This is a genomic window from Gardnerella sp. KA00288 (assembly GCF_049244085.1).
GTDB lineage: Bacteria > Actinomycetota > Actinomycetes > Actinomycetales > Bifidobacteriaceae > Bifidobacterium > Bifidobacterium greenwoodii.
On the sequence record NZ_CP058373.1, the window covers coordinates 13,058 to 37,040 of the forward strand.

19 protein-coding genes are annotated in these 23,983 nt (G+C 40.9%); 13 read left to right on the top strand and 6 right to left on the bottom strand.

Features of this window, described 5'->3' with window-relative positions; all coding sequences use genetic code 11:
• Window position 1 precedes the first annotated feature (1 nt).
• Genes HXT52_RS00060 through pknB form a run of 5 tightly spaced genes read left to right on the top strand, consistent with a single transcriptional unit; the run spans window position 2 to window position 7,658 of the window.
• Entirely contained in the window at window positions 2–1,729 is a 1,728-nt protein-coding gene (locus tag HXT52_RS00060; RefSeq protein WP_019260575.1) for a PP2C family protein-serine/threonine phosphatase, read from the top strand.
• On the top strand, window positions 1,726–3,225 hold the full coding sequence (locus HXT52_RS00065) for an FtsW/RodA/SpoVE family cell cycle protein (protein WP_415703780.1): 1,500 nt from the start codon (window positions 1,726–1,728) through the stop codon (window positions 3,223–3,225). The genes HXT52_RS00060 and HXT52_RS00065 overlap by 4 nt, the downstream gene beginning before the upstream one ends.
• A complete protein-coding gene (locus HXT52_RS00070; RefSeq protein ID WP_116794511.1) occupies window positions 3,218–4,684 on the top strand; it encodes a peptidoglycan D,D-transpeptidase FtsI family protein in 1,467 nt (488 codons plus the stop codon). The genes HXT52_RS00065 and HXT52_RS00070 overlap by 8 nt, the downstream gene beginning before the upstream one ends.
• Window positions 4,681–5,643, top strand: a complete 963-nt coding sequence (locus HXT52_RS00075; protein WP_004133883.1) for a serine/threonine-protein kinase — start codon at window positions 4,681–4,683, stop codon at window positions 5,641–5,643. The genes HXT52_RS00070 and HXT52_RS00075 overlap by 4 nt, the downstream gene beginning before the upstream one ends.
• Window positions 5,640–7,658, top strand: coding sequence for a Stk1 family PASTA domain-containing Ser/Thr kinase (gene pknB / locus HXT52_RS00080; protein WP_421775902.1), 2,019 nt, complete (start codon window positions 5,640–5,642; stop codon window positions 7,656–7,658). Before HXT52_RS00075 ends, pknB begins: the two co-directional genes overlap by 4 nt.
• A 159-nt stretch (window positions 7,659–7,817) precedes the next feature.
• On the opposite strand, the gene HXT52_RS00085 is transcribed toward pknB, so the two are convergent.
• Window positions 7,818–8,924, bottom strand: coding sequence for a class E sortase (locus tag HXT52_RS00085; RefSeq protein ID WP_004133879.1), 1,107 nt, complete (start codon window positions 8,922–8,924; stop codon window positions 7,818–7,820).
• A gap of 43 nt (window positions 8,925–8,967) precedes the next feature.
• Window positions 8,968–9,720, bottom strand: a complete 753-nt coding sequence (locus HXT52_RS00090) for a DUF881 domain-containing protein (RefSeq protein WP_004136635.1) — start codon at window positions 9,718–9,720, stop codon at window positions 8,968–8,970.
• 77 nt (window positions 9,721–9,797) lie between these two features.
• Between HXT52_RS00090 and crgA the strand changes: the two genes are divergently transcribed.
• Window positions 9,798–10,190 (top strand): cell division protein CrgA, encoded by a 393-nt coding sequence (crgA, locus tag HXT52_RS00095; RefSeq protein WP_004136636.1) that lies wholly within the window; start codon window positions 9,798–9,800, stop codon window positions 10,188–10,190.
• 72 nt (window positions 10,191–10,262) lie between these two features.
• On the opposite strand, the gene HXT52_RS00100 is transcribed toward crgA, so the two are convergent.
• Window positions 10,263–11,576: a THUMP-like domain-containing protein gene (locus HXT52_RS00100; RefSeq protein WP_421775903.1), complete on the bottom strand. Its 1,314-nt coding sequence runs from the start codon at window positions 11,574–11,576 to the stop codon at window positions 10,263–10,265.
• Window positions 11,577–11,730: 154 nt separating this feature from the next.
• On the opposite strand from HXT52_RS00100, the gene HXT52_RS00105 reads away from it, so the two are divergent.
• Complete coding sequence (locus HXT52_RS00105; RefSeq protein ID WP_421775904.1) at window positions 11,731–13,383, top strand: PASTA domain-containing protein; 1,653 nt, start codon at window positions 11,731–11,733, stop codon at window positions 13,381–13,383.
• A 235-nt stretch (window positions 13,384–13,618) separates the two neighbouring features.
• Here HXT52_RS00105 and HXT52_RS00110 read toward each other — a convergent pair whose 3' ends face one another.
• On the bottom strand, window positions 13,619–14,329 hold the full coding sequence (locus tag HXT52_RS00110) for a rhomboid family intramembrane serine protease (RefSeq protein WP_004136640.1): 711 nt from the start codon (window positions 14,327–14,329) through the stop codon (window positions 13,619–13,621).
• Between the two features lie 160 nt (window positions 14,330–14,489).
• On the opposite strand from HXT52_RS00110, the gene HXT52_RS00115 reads away from it, so the two are divergent.
• On the top strand, window positions 14,490–14,699 hold the full coding sequence (locus tag HXT52_RS00115) for a hypothetical protein (RefSeq protein WP_004126589.1): 210 nt from the start codon (window positions 14,490–14,492) through the stop codon (window positions 14,697–14,699).
• Window positions 14,700–14,894: 195 nt separating this feature from the next.
• Here the strand turns inward: HXT52_RS00115 and HXT52_RS00120 are convergent, their stop codons facing one another.
• A complete protein-coding gene (locus HXT52_RS00120) occupies window positions 14,895–17,378 on the bottom strand; it encodes a glycogen/starch/alpha-glucan phosphorylase (protein WP_004136644.1) in 2,484 nt (827 codons plus the stop codon).
• Window positions 17,379–17,615: 237 nt separating this feature from the next.
• Here HXT52_RS00120 and HXT52_RS00125 point away from each other — a divergent pair, with 237 nt between their 5' ends.
• A complete protein-coding gene (locus HXT52_RS00125) occupies window positions 17,616–18,044 on the top strand; it encodes a sterol carrier family protein (protein ID WP_116794505.1) in 429 nt (142 codons plus the stop codon).
• 109 nt (window positions 18,045–18,153) lie between these two features.
• Here HXT52_RS00125 and HXT52_RS00130 read toward each other — a convergent pair whose 3' ends face one another.
• Window positions 18,154–18,534, bottom strand: coding sequence for a DUF3073 domain-containing protein (locus HXT52_RS00130; RefSeq protein WP_004136650.1), 381 nt, complete (start codon window positions 18,532–18,534; stop codon window positions 18,154–18,156).
• Window positions 18,535–18,682: 148 nt separating this feature from the next.
• Between HXT52_RS00130 and trpS the strand changes: the two genes are divergently transcribed.
• From trpS to HXT52_RS00150, 4 genes are all read left to right on the top strand, one after another.
• Window positions 18,683–19,774: a tryptophan--tRNA ligase gene (gene trpS / locus HXT52_RS00135; protein WP_421775905.1), complete on the top strand. Its 1,092-nt coding sequence runs from the start codon at window positions 18,683–18,685 to the stop codon at window positions 19,772–19,774.
• 472 nt (window positions 19,775–20,246) lie between these two features.
• Window positions 20,247–20,744: a hypothetical protein gene (locus HXT52_RS00140; RefSeq protein ID WP_375169207.1), complete on the top strand. Its 498-nt coding sequence runs from the start codon at window positions 20,247–20,249 to the stop codon at window positions 20,742–20,744.
• A gap of 106 nt (window positions 20,745–20,850) precedes the next feature.
• The gene (locus tag HXT52_RS00145; RefSeq protein WP_421775906.1) at window positions 20,851–22,608 is read left to right on the top strand and encodes a hypothetical protein; all 1,758 of its coding nucleotides are present in this window, start codon (window positions 20,851–20,853) and stop codon (window positions 22,606–22,608) included.
• Window positions 22,609–22,610: 2 nt separating this feature from the next.
• Entirely contained in the window at window positions 22,611–23,969 is a 1,359-nt protein-coding gene (locus HXT52_RS00150) for a hypothetical protein (RefSeq protein WP_421775907.1), read from the top strand.
• Window positions 23,970–23,983: the final 14 nt, after the last annotated feature.

Below are 23,983 nucleotides of genomic sequence, written 5' to 3' on the forward strand. Positions count from 1 at the left end.
TATGACGCAAATCAATTCAAATAATGAGGAAGAATCCAATACAGAAAAAACTGGCCAAATTGAAAAATTAGCAGACGATAATAATCAGAATGTTAACAAATCAGCGTATGTAGAATCAGTTGAAAAAATATTATTTATGTATTCTACTGCTGTTAGTGATGTTGGCACAGTTAGAAGTAACAATCAGGATTCTGCGTTTGCTGGAGAGCATTTAGCAGCTATTTGCGATGGTATGGGTGGTCATGCTGGAGGAGATACAGCGTCTACTATTGCCATTCGTTCGCTTGCGCATATTGAGCAAGATTCCAGGCCGTACGATGTAAAAGCTGTGTCTTCAATGATGGAAACGTCGATTATGGCAGCTCATGACGCGATTGTTGGAAAAGCTAAGCGCGAGCGACGTCTTGCTGGAATGGGAACAACTGTTACTGCAGTAACTCTCGTATGCGGATATTGGGTTTTGGCACATTTAGGTGATTCAAGAGCATACTTGCTTCGTGACAATCATCTTATGAGAATGACTACAGATCACAGCTATGTTCAGCATCTTATTGATACTGGGCATATTACTCCCGAAGAGGCTAGGAATCATCCTCAAAGAAATGTTGTTATGCGCGTATTGGGAGATTTTGATATAGATCCGCGTCCTGATATTGCTTTACGAAAAGCTCATCCTTCAGACAGATGGTTACTTTGTTCAGACGGATTGTGCGGAGTTTTAGAAGATTCCACTATTCAAGATGTTATGAGCACTATTTCTAATCAAGAAGAATGTGCTCAAAAACTTGTAGCTATGGCTCTTCGAGCAGGAAGCACAGATAATGTTACTGCTGTTGTTGCGGATGCGACTCTTGCTCTCGATGCGGACGCGTTTGATTTGCCTCATCAAACTCCATTGATTGGTGGAGCTGCAAGCCAAGATCTTGAATCTATTGCAGATATTGTTAATAAAGCAGTATCGTCGTCGCCGGCACTTAGAGAAGATAAAAATTCTCCAGCGCAACGTGCTGCAGCTTTAGTTCAAAACAATGCGGATGAGTCAGATGCTGTTAATCCTTCCGTATTAATGACTAGAATTGTTCAGCCTTCACATATTCGCGAAGAATCAGAAGATTTACACACTCCTGATACGAATGAAATTCCTATTGTAACTAAGAAAAACGGCAAAATATCTACCGATCCGCACGATCCGGATGTTGCGCGCGCGGTTAAATATGAGAAAGATGAAGCTCATAAAGCTTATTCGTTGCGTCGTAGATGGACTCGCATAGGTATTGTTTTAGGAATTTTGCTTGGATTGTTGATTATTGCTGGTGCTGGTTATGGAGTTTATTCGTGGACTCAAACGCAGTATTACATTAGTCAGAACAATGATCGCGTTGTTATTTATCAAGGTGTTCCAACAAATATTTTCGGAATTGCGTTATCTCACGAAGTTGAATCAACCGATATTCCTGTAAAAAATCTTGATAAATCATGGCAGGATCAATTGCGTGAAGGTATTAGTTTTGGAAGTTTAGCTGAAGCTCGCGGTCATGCTTCTTTAATTCGTAGAGAAATGTTCCAGCGTGCGAAAGAAAAATTAAATGCTAAGCGTCAGAAAAAAATAGTTTCTTCAAATGATAGTAAAAGCAGCAAAGATAGTAAAAGCGGCAAAGAAAGCGTAGATAGTAAGGAAAATAAGGATAATAAAGACAATAATGCGCAGCAAGGGGGTAAATCCTCATGAATTTGGTTGCTACGCGTATTAGACAGATAGCGTTATTGCTTTTTGCAATTTTTGTTTCAGCAATTGCATTTTTGCAAATGTTCTTTCGTATAGACAGTTGCATATCGGCTAATTATGTTGCAATGCTAACAATTGTTATGCTGTTATTCTTAGTATTTTGGGGTGTACTTCTTGTTAAGCAGCCTTATGCCAGCCAAGCAATTTTGCCGTGTATTATGCTTCTTACAGCAATAGGAACAGTTCTTATTGCAAGAATCGATAGACAAAATAATACTGATATTGCTATTAAACAGTTAGTGTGGGTGTGTGTAGCGCTTATATTATCTATTATTTTTGTTATTGTGCTGCAAGATTATCGCATATTAAGGCGTTTTTCTTACGTAAATATGGTAATCGGCTTAGTTTTGCTTCTTTCTCCTATGATTCCAGGATTAGGCAAAGAAATTGGCGGCGCAAGAATTTGGATTGGTTTTGGAAATCACACTGTTCAACCTGGAGAATTTGCTAAGCTTTTCCTAGCTTTCTTCTTTGCAGCATACTTGTTTAATCATCGCGACAGGCTTGCTGTAGGAGGAAAAAAAGTTCTTGGAGTGCATTTGCCAAGATTGCAAGATATGGGTCCTATTGCGTTAGTTTGGGCTGCATCAATGGGCGTATTAGTTGTGCAGCACGATCTTGGCACTTCTCTTATGTTCTTCGCAATGTTCGTGTCAATGCTTTATGTTTCCACAGGTCGCAAAGGTTGGCTGGTTGTTGGATCTATTGCATTCACATTAGGCTGCTTAGTTGCAGTAAAGTTATTCGCACATGTGCAGTATCGTGTGGATGCTTGGCTTCACCCGTTTGATAATGCTGTGTATAACAGGTTCCCTGGAGGTTCGGCTCAGATTGTATCTGGATTATTTGGTCTTGCAGCCGGAGGAACTACAGGAACAGGTTTAGGTCAGGGTCATCCTTCCTTAACACCGCTGGCTAATTCTGATTTTATTTATGCTTCTATTGGTGAAGAACTTGGTCTTACTGGACTTCTTGCAGTATTAGTTTTGTATTTAATTATTATTACTTCCGGAATGATTACCGCAATGAAAATTAAAGATGGCTTCGGTAAATTATTAGCATCCGGTCTTGTTTTTACTATGGCATTCCAAGTATTTACTGTTGTTGGTGGTATTACTTTGGTTATACCTTTAACAGGTTTAACCTTGCCATATATGGCTGCCGGCGGATCTTCATTAGTGGCAAATTATTTGCTTGCAGCATTGCTTATTGTTATTTCTAACTCTGCGAATAAACCTGAATCAGCTCCAGTTTCCGACGCCTTCCAGTATGAGGCTTTGGCAGCATTGCGTGAGCGAGAATTGCAGGAGAGAATTCGTAGTAAATCTGAAAATAATAATCTTGGTGAAAGTAATTTAATTAATAGTCAGGAAGAAGCGAATAGTATGAATAGCCAAACCCTTGTTTCTTCGCAGGAACGAGGTGAGACAAATGAATAAAAGCTTAAAAGAATTATTCATTGCTGTACTAGTATTGTTCGTTGTGCTTGGTATTTCAAGTACTATTATTACTTCTATTAATGCTAATGCTTTAAATGCTGATCCTAGAAATCGTAGAGCCTTATACCATGAGTTTGGATCTCCTAGAGGGGCAATTCTTACTTCGGATGGAATTGTTATTGCTAAATCAGATTCCTCTAAAGATGCATTCGTGTATCAGCGCAAATATTCTAACGGTCCTGTATATTCTCCAATTACTGGTTACTTTTCTATTAGTCAGCGTGCAGATAGAGGTATTGAGGCTTCTAGGAATAGTTTATTAAGCGGCGAATCTGACGCATTATTCTGGCAGCGGTTCAAATCTTTGTTTACTGGAGCTACAAACCGCGGAGCTTCTATTGAAACATCAATTGACTCAAAACTGCAGAATCTTGCCTATAATCTTCTAAAAGACAAAGACGCAGCTCTTGTTGCAATTGAACCAAAAACTGGCAGGATTCGCGCAATGGTTAGCACACCAAGTTATGATCCGAATATTCTTGCCATGCACAATATTGGTGCTGTAAATAAGTCTTACGAACAAATAACATCAGATGTTTGGAATCCAATGTTAAATCGTACGATTTCTGAGCTTTACGCACCTGGTTCTACATTTAAAACTATTGTTGCTGCTACAGCACTAGAAACTGGAAAATATCAGCCAGATACGCTAATACCTGCTGGTGCAAAATACACTCTTCCTGGAACAAGTGTTGCTTTAACTAATGTTGTTTCTCAAGCAAACGGCACTGACGGAAAAATTTCGTTTGAAGACGCGTTAGCTTATTCTTCAAATACTGCATTCGCTCAGTTGGGCAATTCTTTGGGTTCAGATGCGATTGTAAAACAGGCAAAAAAGTTTGGCTTCTTTGATTCTCTTTCTATAGATGGATCTGATTCTACAGGTTTCCCAATGAGATCCGTAAGCTCAACATTTTCAATTAAACCAACTCCCGACAGATTAGCTTTGGAATCTATTGGACAGGGTGACGCAAAAGTTACGCCTTTGCAAAATGCTATGATTGCAGCAGCTATAGCAAATAACGGTACGCTTATGAAACCTACGCTTGTAGATTGTGTGCGTTCAAGTGACTTGTCTGTGTTGTCGCAAACGAAGCCAACAATTATGAATCAAGCCATGAGCAGCGATAGTGCTGCAAAACTATCCGCTATGATGCAAGCTGTAGTAATAAAAGAAAATCCAAATCTTGCATTACCAAATATGCATGTTGCTGCAAAAACAGGTACTGCACAGATCGGAGTTAATAATCAGTCTGCAAATGGGTGGGTTATTGGATTTGCTCCGGCAGAAGATCCTAAAATAGCTATAGCGGTAATTGTTCACAATACTAATGTTCTGGGCAGTTACGCAGCAGGACCAATTATGCGACAAGTGATGAAGGAGGCGCTTACACAATGAAACTTGTTGAAGGACAGTTAGTTCATCATCGTTATCGACTGGATCGCCGCCTTGCGCAAGGCGGTATGGGAGAAGTCTGGAAAGGCTTTGATATTCAACTTGGGCGAATTGTTGCTATTAAAGCGCTGCGTACAGATACTGCGAATGTAGAAGCAAAGTTGCGTAGGCTTCGTGCGGAAGCTCATAATTCGGCAAATCTTGCGCACCCGAATATTGCAGCACTATTTGACTATTATGAGCATGATGGCATTGGCTTCTTAATTATGGAATACGTGCCAAGTAAGTCGTTAGCAGATTTGTATCATAAAGAAAAAGCTATTGATCCAACCAGACTGTTGCCTATTCTTATTCAAACAGCACGAGGACTTTTTGTAGCTCACTCGCATGGTGTTATTCACCGTGATGTAAAACCTGCAAATATTATGGTTTCTGAAACAGGAAACGTAAAAATTACCGACTTTGGTGTTTCTTATTCAAGTGATCAGGAGCAGATTACTCAGGACGGTATGGTAGTTGGCACAGCACAATACATTTCTCCTGAACAAGCACAAGGCGAACAAGCAACAGCACAATCCGATATTTATTCGCTAGGAGTTGTTGCTTACGAAGGATTATGCGGGCACAGGCCGTTTACTGGAGCTACTCCGGTAGATATTGCTGCGGCTCATGTTAATGATCCTGTTCCGCCATTGCCGGAAAATATTGATCTGCAATTAAGACAGTTTATTATGTCGATGCTTGCAAAAGATCCAAAAGATCGGCCAAAAGATGCGCTTGTTGTGTCAAAAGTTTTATCTCGTATTGAACGTAGGCTGCTTGATCAAGAAACAGCTTTTAACAATACAACAGGATTTATTTCTACAGATTCTCGACAAACGCGATGTATTAAGAGTATGCCGCAGAATCAAGTCAATATTATTAACATTTTGAATACCAATAATCGCAAGGAGCAGCAATGAATACCACAATGCCCACCTCATTAGCGAATGGTCGATATGAATTAGGAGAACTTATTGGCCGCGGCGGCATGGCAGAAGTGCGTGTTGCGGTAGATAAGCGTCTAGGTCGTACTGTTGCTGTGAAAATCATGCGTTCTGATTTAGCGAACGATGAAATCTTCCTTTCGCGATTCCGTAGGGAAGCGCACGCAATTGCTCAAATGAACAACCCTAATATTGTTAATATTTATGATTCTGGTGAGGAATCTGTTACTGCCGACAACGGCTTGGAAGAACGCCTTCCTTACCTAGTAATGGAGTATATTAAAGGCAAAACGCTGCGCGATATTCTTAAGATGAATGGTGCTTTAAGTCAGCGTGACGCTGAGCAAGTTATGCTTGGTGTGCTTAATGCTTTGGAATATTCTCACAGAATGGGAATTATTCACCGCGATATTAAGCCTGGAAATATTATGATTTCCGAGCAGGGCATGGTGAAGGTGATGGACTTCGGCATTGCTCGTGCTCTTGACGATTCTGCAACAACTATGACGCAGTCTCAAGGCGTTGTTGGAACTGCACAATATTTGTCTCCAGAGCAGGCTCGCGGAGAGCAAGTAGACATGCGCTCTGACTTGTATTCTGCAGGATGCGTACTTTATGAAATGCTTACTGGTCGCCCACCATTTATTGGTGATTCCGCTGTAGCTATTGCATACCAGCATGTTTCTGAAGTTGCAACTCCTTTAAGCACTCTTGTGCCTGGAATGCCTTCTATGTGGGATAAAATTTGCGCTAAAGCAATGGCAAAAGACCGTCAGAACCGTTATGCTACAGCTTCGGAATTTAAGAACGATATTCTAGCGTTCATGAACGGCGGAGTTCCTGTTGCAGCAGCTTTTAATCCGCTTACTGATTTAGCGAATATGAAAGCTCGCAAACAAGCTGAGCAAACAGCTGCAACTATGGCTATTAATGCTACTGATGGTGCTGCAACGCAATCGTTTAATCCTATTACAGGTCAGGTTGAGCCATCAAATATTGCATTTGCTCCAAGCACTCGTGCAGCTCAACGCGCTCAATCTCAAGCTAAGCGTCGTAAGCGTGCTGTAATCGGCTCTATTATTGGTGCTGTTGTTGCAATCGTTGTTCTAGCAGGCGTTTTGTTTATGCTGGGTCATAATCGAATGTCTGGTAATGTTGTTGTTCCAACATTTATGGAAACAACCACTCAGGATGCGGCTAGAGAAAAGCTTAGAGCATTAGGATTAGTCCCAGATATTCGCGAAGACGATCATTCTTCCCAGCCTGAAGGCACGTTTACAAAGCAGTCTCCGCGTGGTGGCGAGCATGTTGCGTCTGGCACTAAAGTTACGGTTTGGTTCTCTGTAGGACCTCAATCAACACGTGTTCCAGACGTGAGTGGTAAATCGCAGGAAGCAGCTCGTAAGATACTCGAACGTGCTGGTTTTAAGATTGCTAATGTTCGTGTAGAAGATAGTGCTGATGTGAAGAAAGATCATGTAACTCGCACTGATCCAGATGCTGATTCCTTCGCAGATAAAGGTACTTTGATTACTCTTTATATTGCTTCTGGTTTAACTAAGATTCCTGATGGTCTTGTTGGTCAGAGCAAGGATATTGTGATTAGTCAGCTGCAAAATCTTGGTTTTACTGCGGATGTTGTAAAGGAAGATTCAGATAGTGTACCTGAAGATTCTGTGACCAGATTAAACCCTAATTCTGGATCTTCTGTTAAGCCTCATAGCTCGATCACAGTCTATGTGTCACAAGGCTCGACAAAGGTAGAAGTGCCGCATATTGATCTTGGTACTATTACGTTTAAGCAGGCTAAGAAAATACTTGAGGCAAAGGGCTTAAGAGTAGTTTCTGATTCTATTTCTAATAAAGATGACGACGTAGTAATCAGCATGTCTGAAGATGCTGGAACTAAGGTAGATAAAGGTTCTGCAATCACTTTGATTACTAGACCAGGGCTTAGTTCTTCTTCAGATAGTGATACTCAAGGTAAGTGATATTAGATACTAGAAAATATTTGAGAATCGAATAGAAATAAGGGCGATAACTTTTTAAGTATCGCCCTTATTTGTACATATTTATTTTTTATTAGACTTTATTCGAGTATGTCCTAAATCTAATTAAATATTTCAATTAAATATTTAATTAGATTTATTTCAGATAGTTGTTGTGTAATTAGACATCTGCTGAAGGAATGGAACCGTTGCAGCTGCCCAAGGGAATACCCATTGGAATAGAGCTAATATGATGAAGAAATGAATTAGTATTGCAAGAATCCAACGAATTGCTGTAATGCCTGGTTGTATTAAGAGGATTCCGCCAAAAATGCTTGCATCTGGCCTTTTCCTTCTTCCTACGCGAATTTCGCGAAGTGCCGGCCACTGCCAAGCAATAGCGCCAGCCGCAAAAATAGCAATATAAAGCACTGCAATAACAAGCATTACTGGAACAAGTGAGGAAAGATGAGAAACAAGAGACTGTTGCTCATTATTAATAAACTTTACCTTTCCTTGCTCATCAATTGTGGAAAGCTCTTTTGGAATACCATCGCTAATGTTCGCCCAATAAGCTAACTTAGCGTAGCTAATCCAGCGATGTGTTGCAGTAGTATACTTAGGCTCGCAAGTAGTTAGAGTAAGCATACGTTTTGTTGGCTTTTCGTTAGGATGATCAGGGTTTGGAGCGATTACTTCACCGTGATCTGGCGTAACAATCTTATAAGAAGTGTACTTATATACGAACCAGTAATCTTTAGTCCTAACAACAATAGCATCGCCAGGTTTAAGCAAATCAACATCGCCCAAAGGCTGTCCGTAGCCATTACGGTGTCCAGCTACTGCAAAATTACCGATTTCTCCAGGCATTTGAGTTTCTGAATAGTGTCCTAAGCCACGTTTGCTCAAAATATCTGGTGTTGTTCCTTCAATAATATTGCGCTCCCACTGGTTTCCGAAGCGAGGAACATAAAGGCGAGCTATTAAAACGTCACCTTTTGGTTTGCTAACTTTTGGCGGCTCGCCATTTTGAGGTAAAGCAATCTTTGTTTTGTCACCTGTTTTAGGATTCTTCCAAGATATTTCTTTACGTGCTTCTACCTGATTGTGCTCTGCTTGAGCTCCGGTCCACCACATTTGCCATGCAATATATAGTGCACAGATAATTGCAAAAGCGATTAAAACTTCGCCAATAACTCCGGCAATTTGCCAGCAGAAGTTAGAGCCTTTGCTCTTCGTATCATTTTCCTGCGTGTAAGCAGACTGCATAATACGTTACTCCTTTATTGATGTGAGGGTCTTGCGACACAAATCATTTATTTAGTTCTTTAAGCACGGATGCGTACCTTAATGGTTGTAACAAAGCAGATGCTTCTGGGAATTTCAAATTCTCCTTCTTCTCTACTTTCCATCCTAATCCAAATGAACTTACGTATTCCTTGTAGGTGCGTATGGCTGGTGAATTATTAAGCGCATCAACCATATCGTCTACTGGGCCAATAGCAGATATTTTATACGGTGGCGAGTACTGATGACCTTGAAGCATAAGCACGTTTCCAATGCAAATTACTGCAGAATTGAACAAAACGCGCTGATCTTGTATGGTCATAGCTTCTGCTCCACCTTGCCAAAGCGCGTTTACAACGGATTCAATATCTTGCTGGTGAATAACATAATCGTTAATATTTACAGAAGTTCCAGAACCGTTTACTGCGCCCTTCCACAGTGAAGAGTCGTTGAGAGTTACTACTATTCCAGGTCCTTCAAGCTTAGGAAGAACAGTGCTACTACCGGTATCTGAAGAATCTTTATTCTCATTACTGCTTACGAGAGTTTTGTTAAGCAAACTAATTCTGGAATCTAAATCTTTAATATCTTCTCGCAAAGATTTTGTTCGCTGCGAGTTTCTTTCAACCATTTGACTCGTGTTGGAAGTGACGAAAGCAGTGCGGTTGACTCGTAGGTTAGTAACAAATAAATATCCTGTAAGAAAGATGGCAACGGCAACAGCAACACTACTTAACAACGAGCGTTGAGCTCTATGTTTTCCTGTTCTTTTTACCATAATTTGCTCTCATTCTTCCTACGTTCGAGTGTAACCACTATTATAGCGTGTAGCCGATTGATTGGAGAGTTACAGTTATGGCTGATGAGAAATTGCACACGACTGCAGCTGACGACGCTGCAAAGAAGAGCGATACGTCAAATGAGAATACTTATGGCGTTCCTATGGATGAAGTCGAAGCAGTGTTGAATGCTACTGCAGATAAAGCATCGCTTTCTCCACAAATTCAGAAGATGATGCAGCGTCAAGCAGAAAATAGGCGTCGCGTTGAAGAAAGTATTAAAGGTACGAAGGCTAATGCAGCATGGTTCGTTCCACTGTTCTGCACGTTGATGGTTATTGGCTTAGTGTGGGCTGTTGTGTATTACTTGAATCCTATGCTACCAATCCCAGGAATTGGAGCATGGAATCTACTTATTGCCTTCGGATTTGTTGTAGTTGGTTTCTTAATGACCATGTGGTGGCGTTAATACAATTACGACTATTTTGAAAACGATTCTATTAAAGTAGCTGCGCGTTTTGTGTGGCTACTTTAATTATTTTTATTCTGCAATTGCGCGAATAATTACGTGATTTTTATTGCTGTCAGTTGTTGCAATAAGCCTAATATTTCCGCCGTCTTGAATTTTAAGGCGCTTTTTCAAAGTTTCTGCAGACATTGGAAAGTTTCTAGTAACAATATTCGCATGTGTAATATCTGCAAACGCTTTCTTTATTTCCTTCTTGTTAAGGCTGCAAATATTCTCAATTTTCCATATTTTTCCCGGGAAATTAGCATAATATTTTTCTGCAACACCAATATGGCTATTTGGTTCTATTTGTTTAATGCCATACTTTTCTTCTAAAAACTTTAAACATCCCGCTTTCATAATTGCAGCATTTGGCTCATAAACGTACCGAGCCCATTCTCGCCATTTTTGTACGTCTAAAGTTTTGTTTTCCTTACTTTTACCATCTAATCCAGAAAGTATTGAAACCTGATTTTTTGAAGTATCGTAAACTGCTTCTATAACAGTTAACTGATTGTCGTTTACGCAATATATTGGCAGTTTTGTGTGCTGAGATTTGCTTAGTACTATTAGTAGCTCTTTGCATTCATTATGATGAGCAACAATGTGCACTTGCGCAACATTACCGCCAAAATCGTTTACAGTTTTATGCCAGTCAAGCATTGGAGAAAGTTTAATAATAACAATTTGTGCTTTTTTAAGAAGTTGGTCTTTAATAGATAGCACGTTTGGCGTGCAGTCTTCAATAGCGTAAGTTTTAGAACCTTGATTATTCCTACGTGCAGGGTCAATGTATATCATTGTTGCGCTAGAAATCTGATCAAGTGCCTCAAGACTATTATTGTTGTAACACGTAACTTTAGAAAGACCGAGCGCTCGCATATTGTGTTGTGAAATAGCGGAAAGATCACTTTGCTGCTCAATGCATATTGCAGAATCAAAAACTTCAGCCATTATTGCGCAATCAACACCAAATCCACCTGTAAGATCAACAAGAGTGTTCGAAGTGTTTTCTTCATTCATCTCACTAAGTAATTTTTGTGCAATATTAGCCTTATATTGCGCTGTGGCTTGCGAAGAGCATTGTTCCATAGATATATGTGCCGGATATATAATCTCCTCGCAGGATGCCCATTTTGGCAGTTTTTGTTGTGCTATTTGTTTGCCTGCTATTTGATTTACTGCAAAAGTAACATCAATTCCCGCGTTACGTGGTGCTTTAAGAGCTGCATTATTTGGATTTGATTTCGCATTTTCTTTAATAAACGCAAGTGTTTGAGGTGTTGCGCAAGGAATTTCACAAGGTGCATGTAACTCAGAAAGCATAATCTTATTCTTACGTAACATATGGATGTGTTTGCACGCTAAACGTAAAGTTTTAAGCGAATAAGCGCTTGTTCTTCAGATTAATAATAATTAAAATAAATTTTAGAGAAATAGCGTAGCTGCGAAGATTTTTACTCAATTTGCGCTAAATGGTTAAACAGTTGAAGAAGGAACAATGCGATTTTGTATCGAATGCGGTAGTCAACTTTCTGAAAATAGTAGGTTTTGCAATAGCTGTGGAACTCCTGTTGAAGAAGACAAATTAGAAAATCAATTTGTTCAACCTAATAATTTTAAAAAACCTAATAAAAAAGTAATTGCTTGTAGCATTTCTAGTTTTGTTATCGTAGCTCTTGTTGCTGTTGGAATTTTCTATTATTCGTATTCGCAGAAAAATGTTATTTCTTCTTTGAGTGGAGGAAATGCTCAACAAATCATTGAAAAAATATCGTCATCGGGAGCTGCTGTAAAAGTAGTTAAAAAATTCTCCGCAAAAAATAAAGGTGAAGTTCTTTCTATTAAAGGAATTAAAAAAGGCGAAAAAATATCACCTTCTTCGAGAATAACAGTGTATGAATCGTTGGGGCCTGGAGTTCCGGATGATATTACTAAATTGAAGCCGGAAGATGCTGTGCGCGAATTAAAAAAGATGAACGTGCCAGTAAAAGTGCATACTGCAACTGCTATCAATCCGGGTACGGTAATTGGAACTACGCCTCAGCCTGGAAGTTCAATTAATGAATCTGCTGATCGTACTATTCATGTTTTAGTTGGTACTGAAGGCAAAGGTGTTCCAGCTGATTTGTACGGCATGGATTTTGCCAAGGCTGAGGATTTATTGAAGAGTCGAGGATTCAAAGATGTTAAAACGAAAGAACGACTTTCTTCTCGTAATAATATGTATAAAATAGTTGATTCGGATCCTGCGTTGGGAACTGAAACTACTAGTGATTCCATTACTCTTTATTACGGTGTTGGCGCAGGACAATCTTTGTTTACTGAATCTTCAGATACTTACGACAACCATATTTTGATGGACGCTATGAAACTAGATAGTTTTGTTGGTTTATGGTGCACAAATTCTGGAGATTGTCTCGATTTTCGTTTAGAGCCGTTTAATCCACAAGATCCTGATTATAAGATTTTGAATTTACATGGGTCGCATGAAAAAGATTATATTAACATGCGAAAGGCTGATAATGTGAGCACTTATACAGGTCTGAATTTAAACAATGAATTGCATATGTGTCATGCTAATCAGAATGTTGTTGGGTGCAGTGTTAATTACCCTCCTCGCGAAGAAAATTATATGAGGAATCATCTTATTTATGGAGATACAGGAGTTGTAGAACTGTATCGTGGAGGTTTTGAAACATTCTGTGGTAATTCTGAATTTGACGATATTACCGGTGATAAATGTGTGAACGGTAAGCTTTATAAAACTGGTGATTACGGTTATGACTATCTTGATACTCTTAATAAAGATCCTGGTATCAATCACGGTTTAAGTTTTAGAATGGCTGATTTTTATCTTCTTGTTCCTGTAGGAGCTGATTTAATCAAATTAGAAAAAGACGGATACTTCCAAGGAGTAGGAAAAAATAAGCCAAATATGGACAGACCGTTTATTCTGCGTAGAGATCCTAAGTTGTATAAGAAAACCGAAGAACCTATTAAGCCTGCTAAAACTATAGATTCTTTCCTAAATCCATTTATTCCATCATATAAAACTAAGCCTGTGAAGTTTGCGCCTGCGCCTGATGACGATAACGCATACTACTTGGTTGAACAGCCTTTTAATTGGAGTAAACTGCCAGAAAAACAGTAGAGTAGATTGTTTTTCTAATTACGTTTCTGCGCTTTTCGAAAGTTAATTAACATAGAGTCGTAATTGTGGATAACTTTTATACACTTTTGCACAAGCGCAAAAATGGCGAGTTATTAGCATTTGTGAATAATTATGTGGATAACTTGAGTAGTTGTTAGCATCTTATGCCCAACTTATACCCAAGTTATCCACAGTTCTGTACACAATGGTGGAAAACTACATGCGTGTAATTTAACTAAGCTAATCCTTGTAAGCAGAATACTGCGCACGCAACAAGAATAATAAAAATAGAAATAAAATACGTTAAGAAACGCGTATTAAACGAAGCTTTTCTAAGCAGAGGATTTTGTACTCCTAGCAATGCTGCAAGTGCTGTGCCAATAATTAAACCTCCAACATGCGCCTGCCAAGCTATATTTGGAATAATAATTGGCATAGCGAGAGTAATCGCAATCCAAATAATTGTTCCTCGCATGTTTTCACCAAGTCGCCACTGAGCTACTAAAAGTGCGCCAATAAGACCCATAATTGCGCCTGAAGCACCATAAGAGGCGGACTGCCAATTATTAATTATTCTGCACCAAATAATATCTGCAATGCATCCTCCAAGACCAGATATTAAATAAAGTCCAAAGAATTTCCATCTGCCAAAATAACGCTCAAGTTCTGCGCCGAGTGACCAAAGGCACAGCATGTTGAAGAAAATATGAGTGATGTTTGGCGCATGAACAAACATTGATGTGAACCAAGTCCATGGGGTATTTAACGCAGTAACTGGCACGAAGGCAGTATATTCTATAAAAGTAATGTAGGTTTCTTTAGTTACGAAGTATAAAAATATTTCTATTAGCCAAGTAACAATGCAAGCGTATATGAGAATTGCAGTAACAGTATTGCTGCGAAAACGTATTCTATTCCATAAATTTTTTATATCCAAATTATGCATATCTTTATGATATAGGCTTTACTTCACAAATTTAATCAATAAGATTGTGTAAAAAGATGCAACTCTGAAGAAAAGCAACTATGATAGTGAGTAAGCGACAAAACGCTATATAAATCGTTGACTTGGACGAGCAGGTCAGCTTAACCCGAAAGGAGCCATCATGGAGAACAGATCCTCTGGCGGTTGGAAGTTCTTTGCACTGCTCTTCGGAGCACTGCTCGCAGGAATTGCTGCATTGTATGTTTATAAGCAGCACAATCCTGATTATGACCCTTGGGAGGAGCCGTGGGAGAACAGCTCTTCACCAATTGACCTGGGGCTAGAAAAAGAAGAGACAGAAGGTAAAGACGCTCCTGCTGTTGAAGAATAAAACAGCAGTATTGCGTTAAAATACTTCAAATAAAGGCGACTGTGTGTATGTGCAGCCGCCTTTATTGTTTGTTTATTTACTTGTTTATTTACTTACTTGTGATTAATTTCGATTTAATTACTAGAAACAAAAGGCGGAAGCTGATTAACAGCCTCCGCCTTTTCTTATTAAGCGATTAAGACGCTATTTTTACGCTCACTCAGCAACTGGAAGAGCACCAGTGTGCCAAATGCGATCGAGGTAATCTTCGATAGAGCGGTCAGAAGAGAAGTAACCAGAGTTGGCTACGTTCAAAACTGCCATGCGAGCCCACTTCATTGGGTCGCGGTAAGTTTCCTCAATCTGAGCCTGAATATCCATGTAAGAGCTGAAGTCAGCCATTGCCATGAAGTAATCGTGGGTAAGCCAATCGTTGACGAGTGGCTCATACACGCTCTTGTCGCCATTGGAGAATGTGCCGTCAGCAACCATGTCAACAGCGGTCTTCAAGCGAGGATCAGACTCGTAGTACTTACGGGATCCGCCGTGATCGTAGCCTTCAGCGTAGAGCTTATCAACTTCGTCAACGGTCATGCCGAAGAGGAAGAAGTTCTCAGCGCCAACGCGCTCGCGAATCTCAACGTTTGCACCATCGAGAGTACCAACAGTCAAAGCACCATTCAAAGCGAACTTCATGTTACCAGTACCGGAAGCTTCCTTACCAGCCTGAGAAATCTGCTCATCCAAATCGGTGGCAGGAATCAAGTTCATAGCCAACTCGATGTTGTAGTTTGGTGGGAAGAACACAGCGAGCTTGCCCTTGCATGCTGGGTCGTTATTCACCACGCGAGCAACATTGTTAATGAGCTGAATGGTGAGCTTTGCCATAGCATAGCCTGGAGCAGACTTAGCGCCGAAGAACACGGTGCGTGGAAGCATCTTGTCAACGTCGATTGTGCCGTTCTTAATTCCAGCGTATGTGGAGATAACCTGGAGGATCTTCATGGACTGGCGCTTGTACTCGTGCAAACGCTTAACAATGGTGTTAAACATAGTGTCTGGGTTGATTTCGAAGCCATACTTCTGCTTTGCGAAATCAACGAAGGCAAGCTTGTTCTGCTTCTTAACTTCAGCAAACTTCTTAACGAATGCCTTGTCGTCAGCCAATGGCTTCAAACCTTCAAGAAGCTCCAAATCACCCTGCCATGCGTCGGTGCCCAAGCCCTCAGTAATAAGAGCAGACATACGTGGGTTGCTCAAGCGCACGAAGCGACGAGGAGTTACACCGTTAGTAACGTTCTTGAACTTATCTGGGTAAACGCTGGAGAAGTCCTTCAAAGTGACATCCTTCAACAACTCAGAGTGAAGCTCAGCAACGCCGTTAACGTAAGAGCCGCCGTAGGTAGCCAAGTAAGCCATGCGGACTACAGCACCTTCGCCATTTTCGTCAGCGTCGGTAGCGATGCGCATACGCTCAACCTGATCCTCAGCAACGCCCTTACCGCGAAGCTCGTTGCGGAACTGCTCGCTAATGCCCTTAATAATCTCAAGGTGGCGTGGCAAAAGTTCGCCAATAAGCTTGGCTGGCCAAACTTCCAAAGCTTCTGGAAGCAAGGTGTGGCAAGTGTAGTTGAAGGTCTTGGTGGTGATACCCCAAGCGGTGTTCCAATCGTAGCCGTACTCGTCCATAAGAACGCGCATAAGCTCTGGAATACCAATAACTGGGTGAGTATCGTTCAACTGGAAGTTGATCTTGCTTGGGAAGGTTGTAAGATCCGGCTTATCCTGACCTGGGTAGAACACGCGGATAGCGTCATGAATAGAAGCAGCTACGAAGAAGTACTGCTGCTCAAGACGCAAAGCCTTACCTTCTGGAGTGGAATCTTCTGGATAAAGAATCTTAGAAATGTTTTCTGCTGCAACCTGTGGCTTTACAGCATCCAAGTACTCAGACTTGTTGAAGGTGAGCAAATCAAACTCGTCGTAAGACTTAGCAGTCCACAAACGAAGAGTGTTTACGCGACCAGAATTGTAACCTGGAACCATGTAGTCAACTGGTACTGCACGAACAGACCAAGCTGGCTTCCACACGCGCTTGCCGTTTTCTTCAACAACTTCGCCGCCAAAGTTGACGCGCTGATCACGACCGTAATCAATGTGGCCCCATGGCTCTTCGTTGCTAAGCCAGTAATCAGGTGTTTCTATCTGCTTACCTTCTTCATCAAAGCGCTGCTTGAAGATGCCGTAACGATACTGGATGCCGTAGCCGAATGCTGGAACGCCAATAGAGGCGAGCGAATCAATGAAGCAGGCTGCGAGACGACCCAAACCGCCGTTACCCAAACCTGGTTCATACTCAGCGTCGATAACAGCCTTTGGATCGAAGCCAAGCTTCGTAACAGCTTTTTCGAACTGGTCGGTAAGACCAGCGTTCAACAAAGCATTCTCAAGCTGCTTACCCATCAAGAACTCTGCGCTCAAATAGCCAACAGCCTTGGTGTTTCCGTTAATCATGTCATGCTGTGTCTGCATCCAAGAGTCCATCAAGTGGCGACGAACTGCGGTAGCAGCGGCAACATACACATCTGCCGTGGTGGCCTGCTCTGGCGTTACACCCTGGGTGTACTTGAGGTGCTCTTGAAGTTCTTTGGCAAATGCCGTCGCAGTAGTTTTGGCTTTCGGCGCGACGTGTTTAGTCATATTTGACTCCTTGTGCCGTTTGTTATATTTCCTAAAAAGTGTGCAGCCTGAAACTTTATGTTTAGGCAGTTAAACCAGTACCACGTTGTAGATAACTGTTGTAGATAACTACAAAAGGTATGTTAATGCACACGATGTTCCCAATAATACCACAACCTAACACCTTTAAATATTAATATATGGCTTCTTAATACAAATATATTTATGAAAGTATGTTGTTTAGAAGATAATAAAAATATGGTAGTAATACTTGAGCGAGATATAAAAAGAGGACAATGTGCTTGGAAAGCGTGGTGTGAGTCTGCTAATAAAGCGTTTAATAATGGCGAAGAAGCTATTCAAATAACTAGCGATATTTTAAATATTTCTCCAATTGACGAAGCTTTAGCAGTTAGATATTCTTTATATCTTCTTGAAAACAGAGTTCCTGGGTGTGCAGTAGAGGTAAGAGTTGCGCCTTTTGGTGCAGTAAAAATTTTGGAAGGACCAGCTTCTGATCCGCATAATCTTACTCCGCCGGATGTTATTGAGCTTGATCCGCAAGTTTGGTTAAGAATTTCTTGTGGTATTACAAGTTGGCAGCAAGAAAAACAAGCCGGACACATAAGTGCAATCGGTGAGCGTGATGATTTAAGCGATATTTTGCCACTTGATATAAATTTATGACATCTGTTTATAATGCTTATTTACAAATATCCTGGGCCTTCATTTTTTAGACCCAGGATATTTAGCTAAAAATAATTACTAGCAACCTAATTATTAGTAATTTTAAGATTTATTTATCGTTCTTATGCATGAAACTCGGCACTGGCATAGGAATGTGATGATGCACAGGAGTATGCGCGCCAGAATTTGTAGAAGAATTTTCATTATTTACAGCCTTAGCTGCAGCTTCTGCCGCCCACTTTGCATATTCGTCTAAATCATCATCGTTGGAAGACTCATTAGAATCATCTTCTTGAACAGTTGCTTCCTGATCTGGAAGATACGAGTTTTCCTCGTAAGTTTCGCTCGACGCAAATGGATCGAAGGATCCTTGTCCGGGTTCGCTGGAGTTAAGCTCCTTAGCAAGCTCGTCATAATCCGTATCGGTCGTCAGGTATTTGAGCTTACGGGCAATTTTCTGTTGCTTTGCCTTCTGTCGTCCGCGGCCCATCTGACCCCCTCTTAAAAAATTACCGTAACAATCAGTTCATCACACAAGAGCGTACCACTTAACCGCAACCGAGTATATTGTCTGTGTAAACTTTTACCATGAAAGCCATATTTTAAGCGTAAAAATGCGTGTATGTAAGGAGCCAAAAATGCAGGAAGAAGCACAGGTAACAGCCGCAGGAAATGAGATGAGTGCAAGCTTTCTTGCAGCGCGTAAACGTTCGGATGCAACGCTTGAAAAACTAGAAAGTAATCCTTCTTCATTTACCATGCTTACAGGAGACCGTCCAACAGGACGCCTGCACCTAGGCCACTATTTTGGTTCTATTCGTGAGCGTGTCGCAATGCAGAAGCGTGGTGTAAAAACCAATATTATTATTGCTGATTATCAGGTAATTACTGACCGTGACACAACCGAGCATATTGAAGATAATGTTTTGAATTTAGTGCTTGATTATATGGCTGCAGGAATTGATCCTGAAAAAACAATGATATTTACGCACTCTGCTGTGCCTGCAGCAAATCAGCTTATGTTACCATTCTTGTCTTTAGTTACGGAAGCAGAATTGCACAGGAATCCTACTGTAAAGTCAGAAATGGAATCATCTGGACACGCTTTAACCGGATTGCTGCTTACTTACCCAGTGCATCAAGCTTGCGATATTTTGTTCTGCAAAGCTAATGTTGTGCCGATTGGTAAAGATAATTTGCCGCACGTTGAAATCACTCGCACGATTGCGCGTCGTTTTAACGAAAGATACGCAAAAAAGAATCCAGTTTTCCCAGAGCCGGCAGCAATTTTGTCTGACGCTCCAGAAATTCCAGGTTTGGACGGTCGTAAGATGAGCAAATCTTACGGTAATTCAATTATGCTCGGAGCTACTGCTGAAGAAACTGCCAAACTAATTAAGAAGAGTCCAACTGATTCTGAGAGGATGATTACTTTTGATCCAGTAACTCGTCCGCAAGTTTCTGCACTTCTTACTACCGCAGGTTTAGTTACAGGCAGGGATCCTAAAGATATTGCTGCAGAAATTGGTAATGCTGGTGCTGGTGCATTGAAAGCTTACGTAATTGAAAATGTAAATAATTTCTTGGCACCTCACCGTGAGCGTCGTGCAGAACTTGCAAAAGACATGGATGTTGTTCGAGACATTTTGCATGATGGCAATAAGCGTGCAAATGCCATTGCGGAAGAAACGCTTTCTCAAGTTCGCGAAGCAATGGGAATGAAGTACTAACAAAAATATTTAAATATTCTAAATATTTTCAATATTTCATATGTTTAACAAAGCCGAATGCAGAGTAAAATTGTTAAGAGAATAAAAAATATTTCGCAAGAGCTGATTTTTTAATTCTCTTATTCGTATTGCTTCAATCGTGCCACTAAAGCATCTTCGAATTTTGGTTTTGATCCTCGAATTCCGCCGGATTAGGAGCATTAGCTCCTTTAAGAGCTATTAATGGAACCACCTTCCCGCAAGCATTTAGTGACGAAGATTCGTTTGCTGAAGCGCTGGAACATGCTACGCAATCTGCTGCTCGTAATGCGGAACGCATGTCTATTCAAGGTAAAAAACTTTATTAGATTTTATGGGCTTCATACTAATTCAAAAATGATGATTATTGCAGGAGTAGCCGCAGATGCCATAATTGTAGTAATCGTGGCAATACTACTTTAAATAATTAGAAATTTAGAAATAAGGAGACGATATGGCACGTCAAGTAAGAATTGTAAATACCGAGAATATGCAAACGCAAAATTTTGCGGACAGATTTTCTTTGCAAACTCCGCAACAAAAAGATAATCAGTTTAAAGACGCTGACACCGAGCTAAAAACTTCTGCATGGGAACTTGAGAATAGACATGCTGTTCGTTCGAAGCAAATTTTGGAAGCGGTTCGCAGTCTTGATACCACCACTAACGAAACGTACAAGCAGCAGATCATTGATCACATTAATGAATTGTACAAGCAGCGTTTTGCTGGGCATCTTGTTGCGTTATTTGCAAAGTGCTACATTGGCTACCCTTACGTTGACCATTACATTTCGCTTGATGGTGGAATTGTTGAGCATTACACAGACAGTGATACTGTGCCTCCGCTATTCCAGCCGGCTCGAAGTTTAGCGGCTTCTCCGCAATACGCTTATATTGAAATTTATTCGGATGGAGAAGTGGTTCCTGTTGCTGAAGACGGCACGGAAAGATAATGAATTTCATAAAAAATAGTTAATCGAATGAGGCAGAACTTGATATAATTTATAGCATTGTTGCTATTTTGCGGCAGTGAATTGCCTTTTAAGAGAGGGAGACGACATGGAGGAAACTGTAGATCCTCGTGCGCTACAAAAGTATTTGGATAATATAACTTCGTCTATTTACCAAGTTGACAGCAAAGTTAATCTTGTTAGCGGAGAAGTAAGTCGAGTTGGTAAAGATCTTAATGAAACACATTCTGAGTTAAAAAAGCTAAGCGAAGCCTTCTATGAATATGTTGATGCAGCTAAGCGAGCCGCCATTGCTCAACGTGCAGAAACTAAGTTGGGTAATCTTAAAAGTGAGCTTGATCGACAGTACGGTCATTACGATAAAGTTCGTCGTACTTCGATTGGTGTTTTGCAAGCATTTGATGTTGCTAACGTAAGCGACGCGGTTGTTTCTCACGTTTCAGAAGAATTGATGATTCAAAGTCCTCGATATTGGCTTGCTCCTGCGCTTGTTGCAATCGCTGCCTGGAGTCGAAATGATAAAGAGATTGTAGAAAAGTCAGTTGAAGAAGCATTTAATAGAAACTCGGCAAAGACGTCGTTGTTCTTCGCGCTAGTTTTGCGCCGTATGGGAAGAAACGAATCTGCGTTGCGTTGGCTTAGGCACTATTTACAAAGCTGTGATTCTAAGGCGCTTACTCGTGAGTTTGCAGTAATTCTTGAAGCTGCAGCGCAGGGTGCGTTTGGTAAAAATGGTGCGCAAATGCTTTCTGCGCAAATCAAAAAATGGAATGACGAACTGCGTTTGGACGACGATATTGTAAAATCGCAGGTTCAGGAATGGGTGCATGAGCTCGAAAACAATTGCTCGATGCTTGCTCCTAACGAGTATAAGGAACTGCGTGATTGCTGTCCAGATTTCGGTAAGTTGAGGAATATGCTTGAGGCTGCAACTACTCTTGGCAACACGAGGGATAAGTATAAAGCTATAAAAGATGACACCACTACTACTCTTCAAGCATCTGCAGATATGCTCGACGACTTACTTGAGCAGTTGGTTACAGAATACGATGACGAAGAGTTGCCGTTAAGACGAGAAGTAGCTTATAACGAGGCTATTGTTGAAACTGATGGCGATATGGAAAAAGCTGAAAAGAAGGCAGATCAGTACAAGCGCGCTTTGGAAGAAACAGTTGATGCTGTTACTTTGCAAACTCGAACTGCAATCTCTCCTGATTTGATGGGTGTTTCTGTACAAACTCAGAAGGTTTCCGTTGGTGCCGGTCAAAAAGATTTCTTAACAGCTTTGAATGAGTATACGAAGAATTATCGTTCTAAAGTGGTTAATTCGGTGCGAATTGTTCTTAACGAGAAACATTCAAAATTAGCTGAACAATATCATTTTGTTGGTTATTCAGGTGAAACTAGAGAAAATGAAAACGTTGCTTTTAACAATCTTCATCACGCCTGGGATGAAACTTTTGACGAATATATAAAAAAGTTGCAGTTCAATAATGATGAACTTATTAAGCCTATTATATTTTCTATTATTGGCGTCGTTATTCTTTTCATCTTGCACCTTGTACCTGTTGCATTTTTCGTTGCTTTTGCATGTGTAGCTGGTATAGCTATTTGGGCTAATAATAAAAAGAAGAAGGCGGATGAAGCTGTTGCGGAGGCTTTGAAGAGTAAAGAGGAAGCTTTTGAAATTTCAAGGCTTCATTTAGCAGCTGCTCGTGCCGCTTTCGTTGACATTCAATTCGAATATCAGGAACTTAATAAAGATGAAGAAGGATTAAGGGATTTGATTGAAACCTGGCCTACTGCAAAACCTTCATCAGATGAATCTCAAGAGGAAGGGAAATAACGATGGACAACACTAATGGCAACAATTACCAGTATGGCCAACCATCTCAAGAACAAGGTGGACAGCAATATAACAGCGCTCAGCAAGGTAATAATGCTCAGCAAGGTAATAATGCTCAGCAAAATAACGGTGCTCAGCAAGTGAACAATAATCAGGAATATGCTGCAAATAATGAGCAGCCTATAGCTGGTAACGCTAATTATTATTCTCAATCAACGTATCCTTCTCAGTCGTCGTATTATAATCAGTCGACTTACTCTAATGGCACGTATGCTTCGTCTTATAGTTATTCGACTCCTGATCAATATGGCAATGCACAGAATAGTCAAGGCAGCTCTTCGCAGCAGTATTACGGAGAGCAATACAATAATTCGCAGGTTGGTTATTCGCAATACAATACTGATAATTCTGCGTATGGTTCTTCGTATGGTTCCTCTTACGGCTCTTCATACGATTCCTCTTACGGGTCTTCTTATGGTTCTTCGTACGAATCTACTAATTATGGTGCGAATAATTCGTCGTCTTCTTATGGATTGGATACTTCCGCTTCTAATTACGGTTCGTATTCTTCGTATAGTGCTCCTAATCAGACGAGTGTTCCTAATCAACAGGATACTTCTTCTCAAAATCCTGTTGACGCAAAGACTGATGTTTCTAATCAGAATAACGCTCCAGTTCAAGGAGATGTTGCGGGTCAGTCTTCAGAGCCGAAGCATGCAGAATCTAGGCCGGAAGGATCTAAGAGTGTGGAGAATCAGACCGCTGCAACTCAGTCTGTAGAAAGTGAGTCTGATGCAAGCCAAAATGTGAATAAGTCTGAAGAAACTAAGACTTCAGAGCCGAAGCATGCGGCGAATCAGTCTGCAGCAACTCAGCCTGTAGAAAGCGCGTCTGATGCAAGTGTGCCTGCTTCTGGTATGCCTGCAGAAGGCACGCATGTAGAAAATACGCCTACAGAAGGTCAGTCTTCGTATACTGCGGCAAATGCAGCAACTAATCCTGCTGTCTCTCCTATGAACGGCGAGATGCAGGGGATGAATGCTATGCCAGGTGCTCCTATGAATGGCGTTCCAGGTGCAAATAACGGTATGCCGGTTGCTCCTATGAACGGTGGTATGCCGGGAGTGCAGGGTGGTATGCAAGGAATGAACAATATGGTTCAGCGTCCGGGTGCTCGCAGGCGTCCACGATTTGTTCCTAAGCCAAAACAGGAAGAAGACGCATCATTTGTTGAACGCAGGAATCTTCTTACTGCAACCGCCTCTACTGCAAAGCACCAGATAACTCGCGAGCGAAAAATAGCTGGCAACTTGCCTGATTGGGATCCGTTGCCACCTAGCGAAATCTTAATCACTCGATGAAATAGAGGTAGATA

What these genes read in the sequence shown, in the direction of transcription:
- HXT52_RS00060 (WP_019260575.1), top strand. Translation starts at nt 2, where the DNA reads ATGACGCAAATCAATTCAAATAATGAGGAAGAATCCAATACAGAAAAA.
- HXT52_RS00065 (WP_415703780.1), top strand. Translation starts at nt 1,726, where the DNA reads ATGAATTTGGTTGCTACGCGTATTAGACAGATAGCGTTATTGCTTTTT.
- HXT52_RS00070 (WP_116794511.1), top strand. Translation starts at nt 3,218, where the DNA reads ATGAATAAAAGCTTAAAAGAATTATTCATTGCTGTACTAGTATTGTTC.
- HXT52_RS00075 (WP_004133883.1), top strand. Translation starts at nt 4,681, where the DNA reads ATGAAACTTGTTGAAGGACAGTTAGTTCATCATCGTTATCGACTGGAT.
- pknB (WP_421775902.1), top strand. Translation starts at nt 5,640, where the DNA reads ATGAATACCACAATGCCCACCTCATTAGCGAATGGTCGATATGAATTA.
- HXT52_RS00085 (WP_004133879.1), bottom strand. Translation starts at nt 8,924, where the DNA reads ATGCAGTCTGCTTACACGCAGGAAAATGATACGAAGAGCAAAGGCTCT.
- HXT52_RS00090 (WP_004136635.1), bottom strand. Translation starts at nt 9,720, where the DNA reads ATGGTAAAAAGAACAGGAAAACATAGAGCTCAACGCTCGTTGTTAAGT.
- crgA (WP_004136636.1), top strand. Translation starts at nt 9,798, where the DNA reads ATGGCTGATGAGAAATTGCACACGACTGCAGCTGACGACGCTGCAAAG.
- HXT52_RS00100 (WP_421775903.1), bottom strand. Translation starts at nt 11,576, where the DNA reads ATGTTACGTAAGAATAAGATTATGCTTTCTGAGTTACATGCACCTTGT.
- HXT52_RS00105 (WP_421775904.1), top strand. Translation starts at nt 11,731, where the DNA reads ATGCGATTTTGTATCGAATGCGGTAGTCAACTTTCTGAAAATAGTAGG.
- HXT52_RS00110 (WP_004136640.1), bottom strand. Translation starts at nt 14,329, where the DNA reads ATGCATAATTTGGATATAAAAAATTTATGGAATAGAATACGTTTTCGC.
- HXT52_RS00115 (WP_004126589.1), top strand. Translation starts at nt 14,490, where the DNA reads ATGGAGAACAGATCCTCTGGCGGTTGGAAGTTCTTTGCACTGCTCTTC.
- HXT52_RS00120 (WP_004136644.1), bottom strand. Translation starts at nt 17,378, where the DNA reads ATGACTAAACACGTCGCGCCGAAAGCCAAAACTACTGCGACGGCATTT.
- HXT52_RS00125 (WP_116794505.1), top strand. Translation starts at nt 17,616, where the DNA reads ATGGTAGTAATACTTGAGCGAGATATAAAAAGAGGACAATGTGCTTGG.
- HXT52_RS00130 (WP_004136650.1), bottom strand. Translation starts at nt 18,534, where the DNA reads ATGGGCCGCGGACGACAGAAGGCAAAGCAACAGAAAATTGCCCGTAAG.
- trpS (WP_421775905.1), top strand. Translation starts at nt 18,683, where the DNA reads ATGCAGGAAGAAGCACAGGTAACAGCCGCAGGAAATGAGATGAGTGCA.
- HXT52_RS00140 (WP_375169207.1), top strand. Translation starts at nt 20,247, where the DNA reads ATGGCACGTCAAGTAAGAATTGTAAATACCGAGAATATGCAAACGCAA.
- HXT52_RS00145 (WP_421775906.1), top strand. Translation starts at nt 20,851, where the DNA reads ATGGAGGAAACTGTAGATCCTCGTGCGCTACAAAAGTATTTGGATAAT.
- HXT52_RS00150 (WP_421775907.1), top strand. Translation starts at nt 22,611, where the DNA reads ATGGACAACACTAATGGCAACAATTACCAGTATGGCCAACCATCTCAA.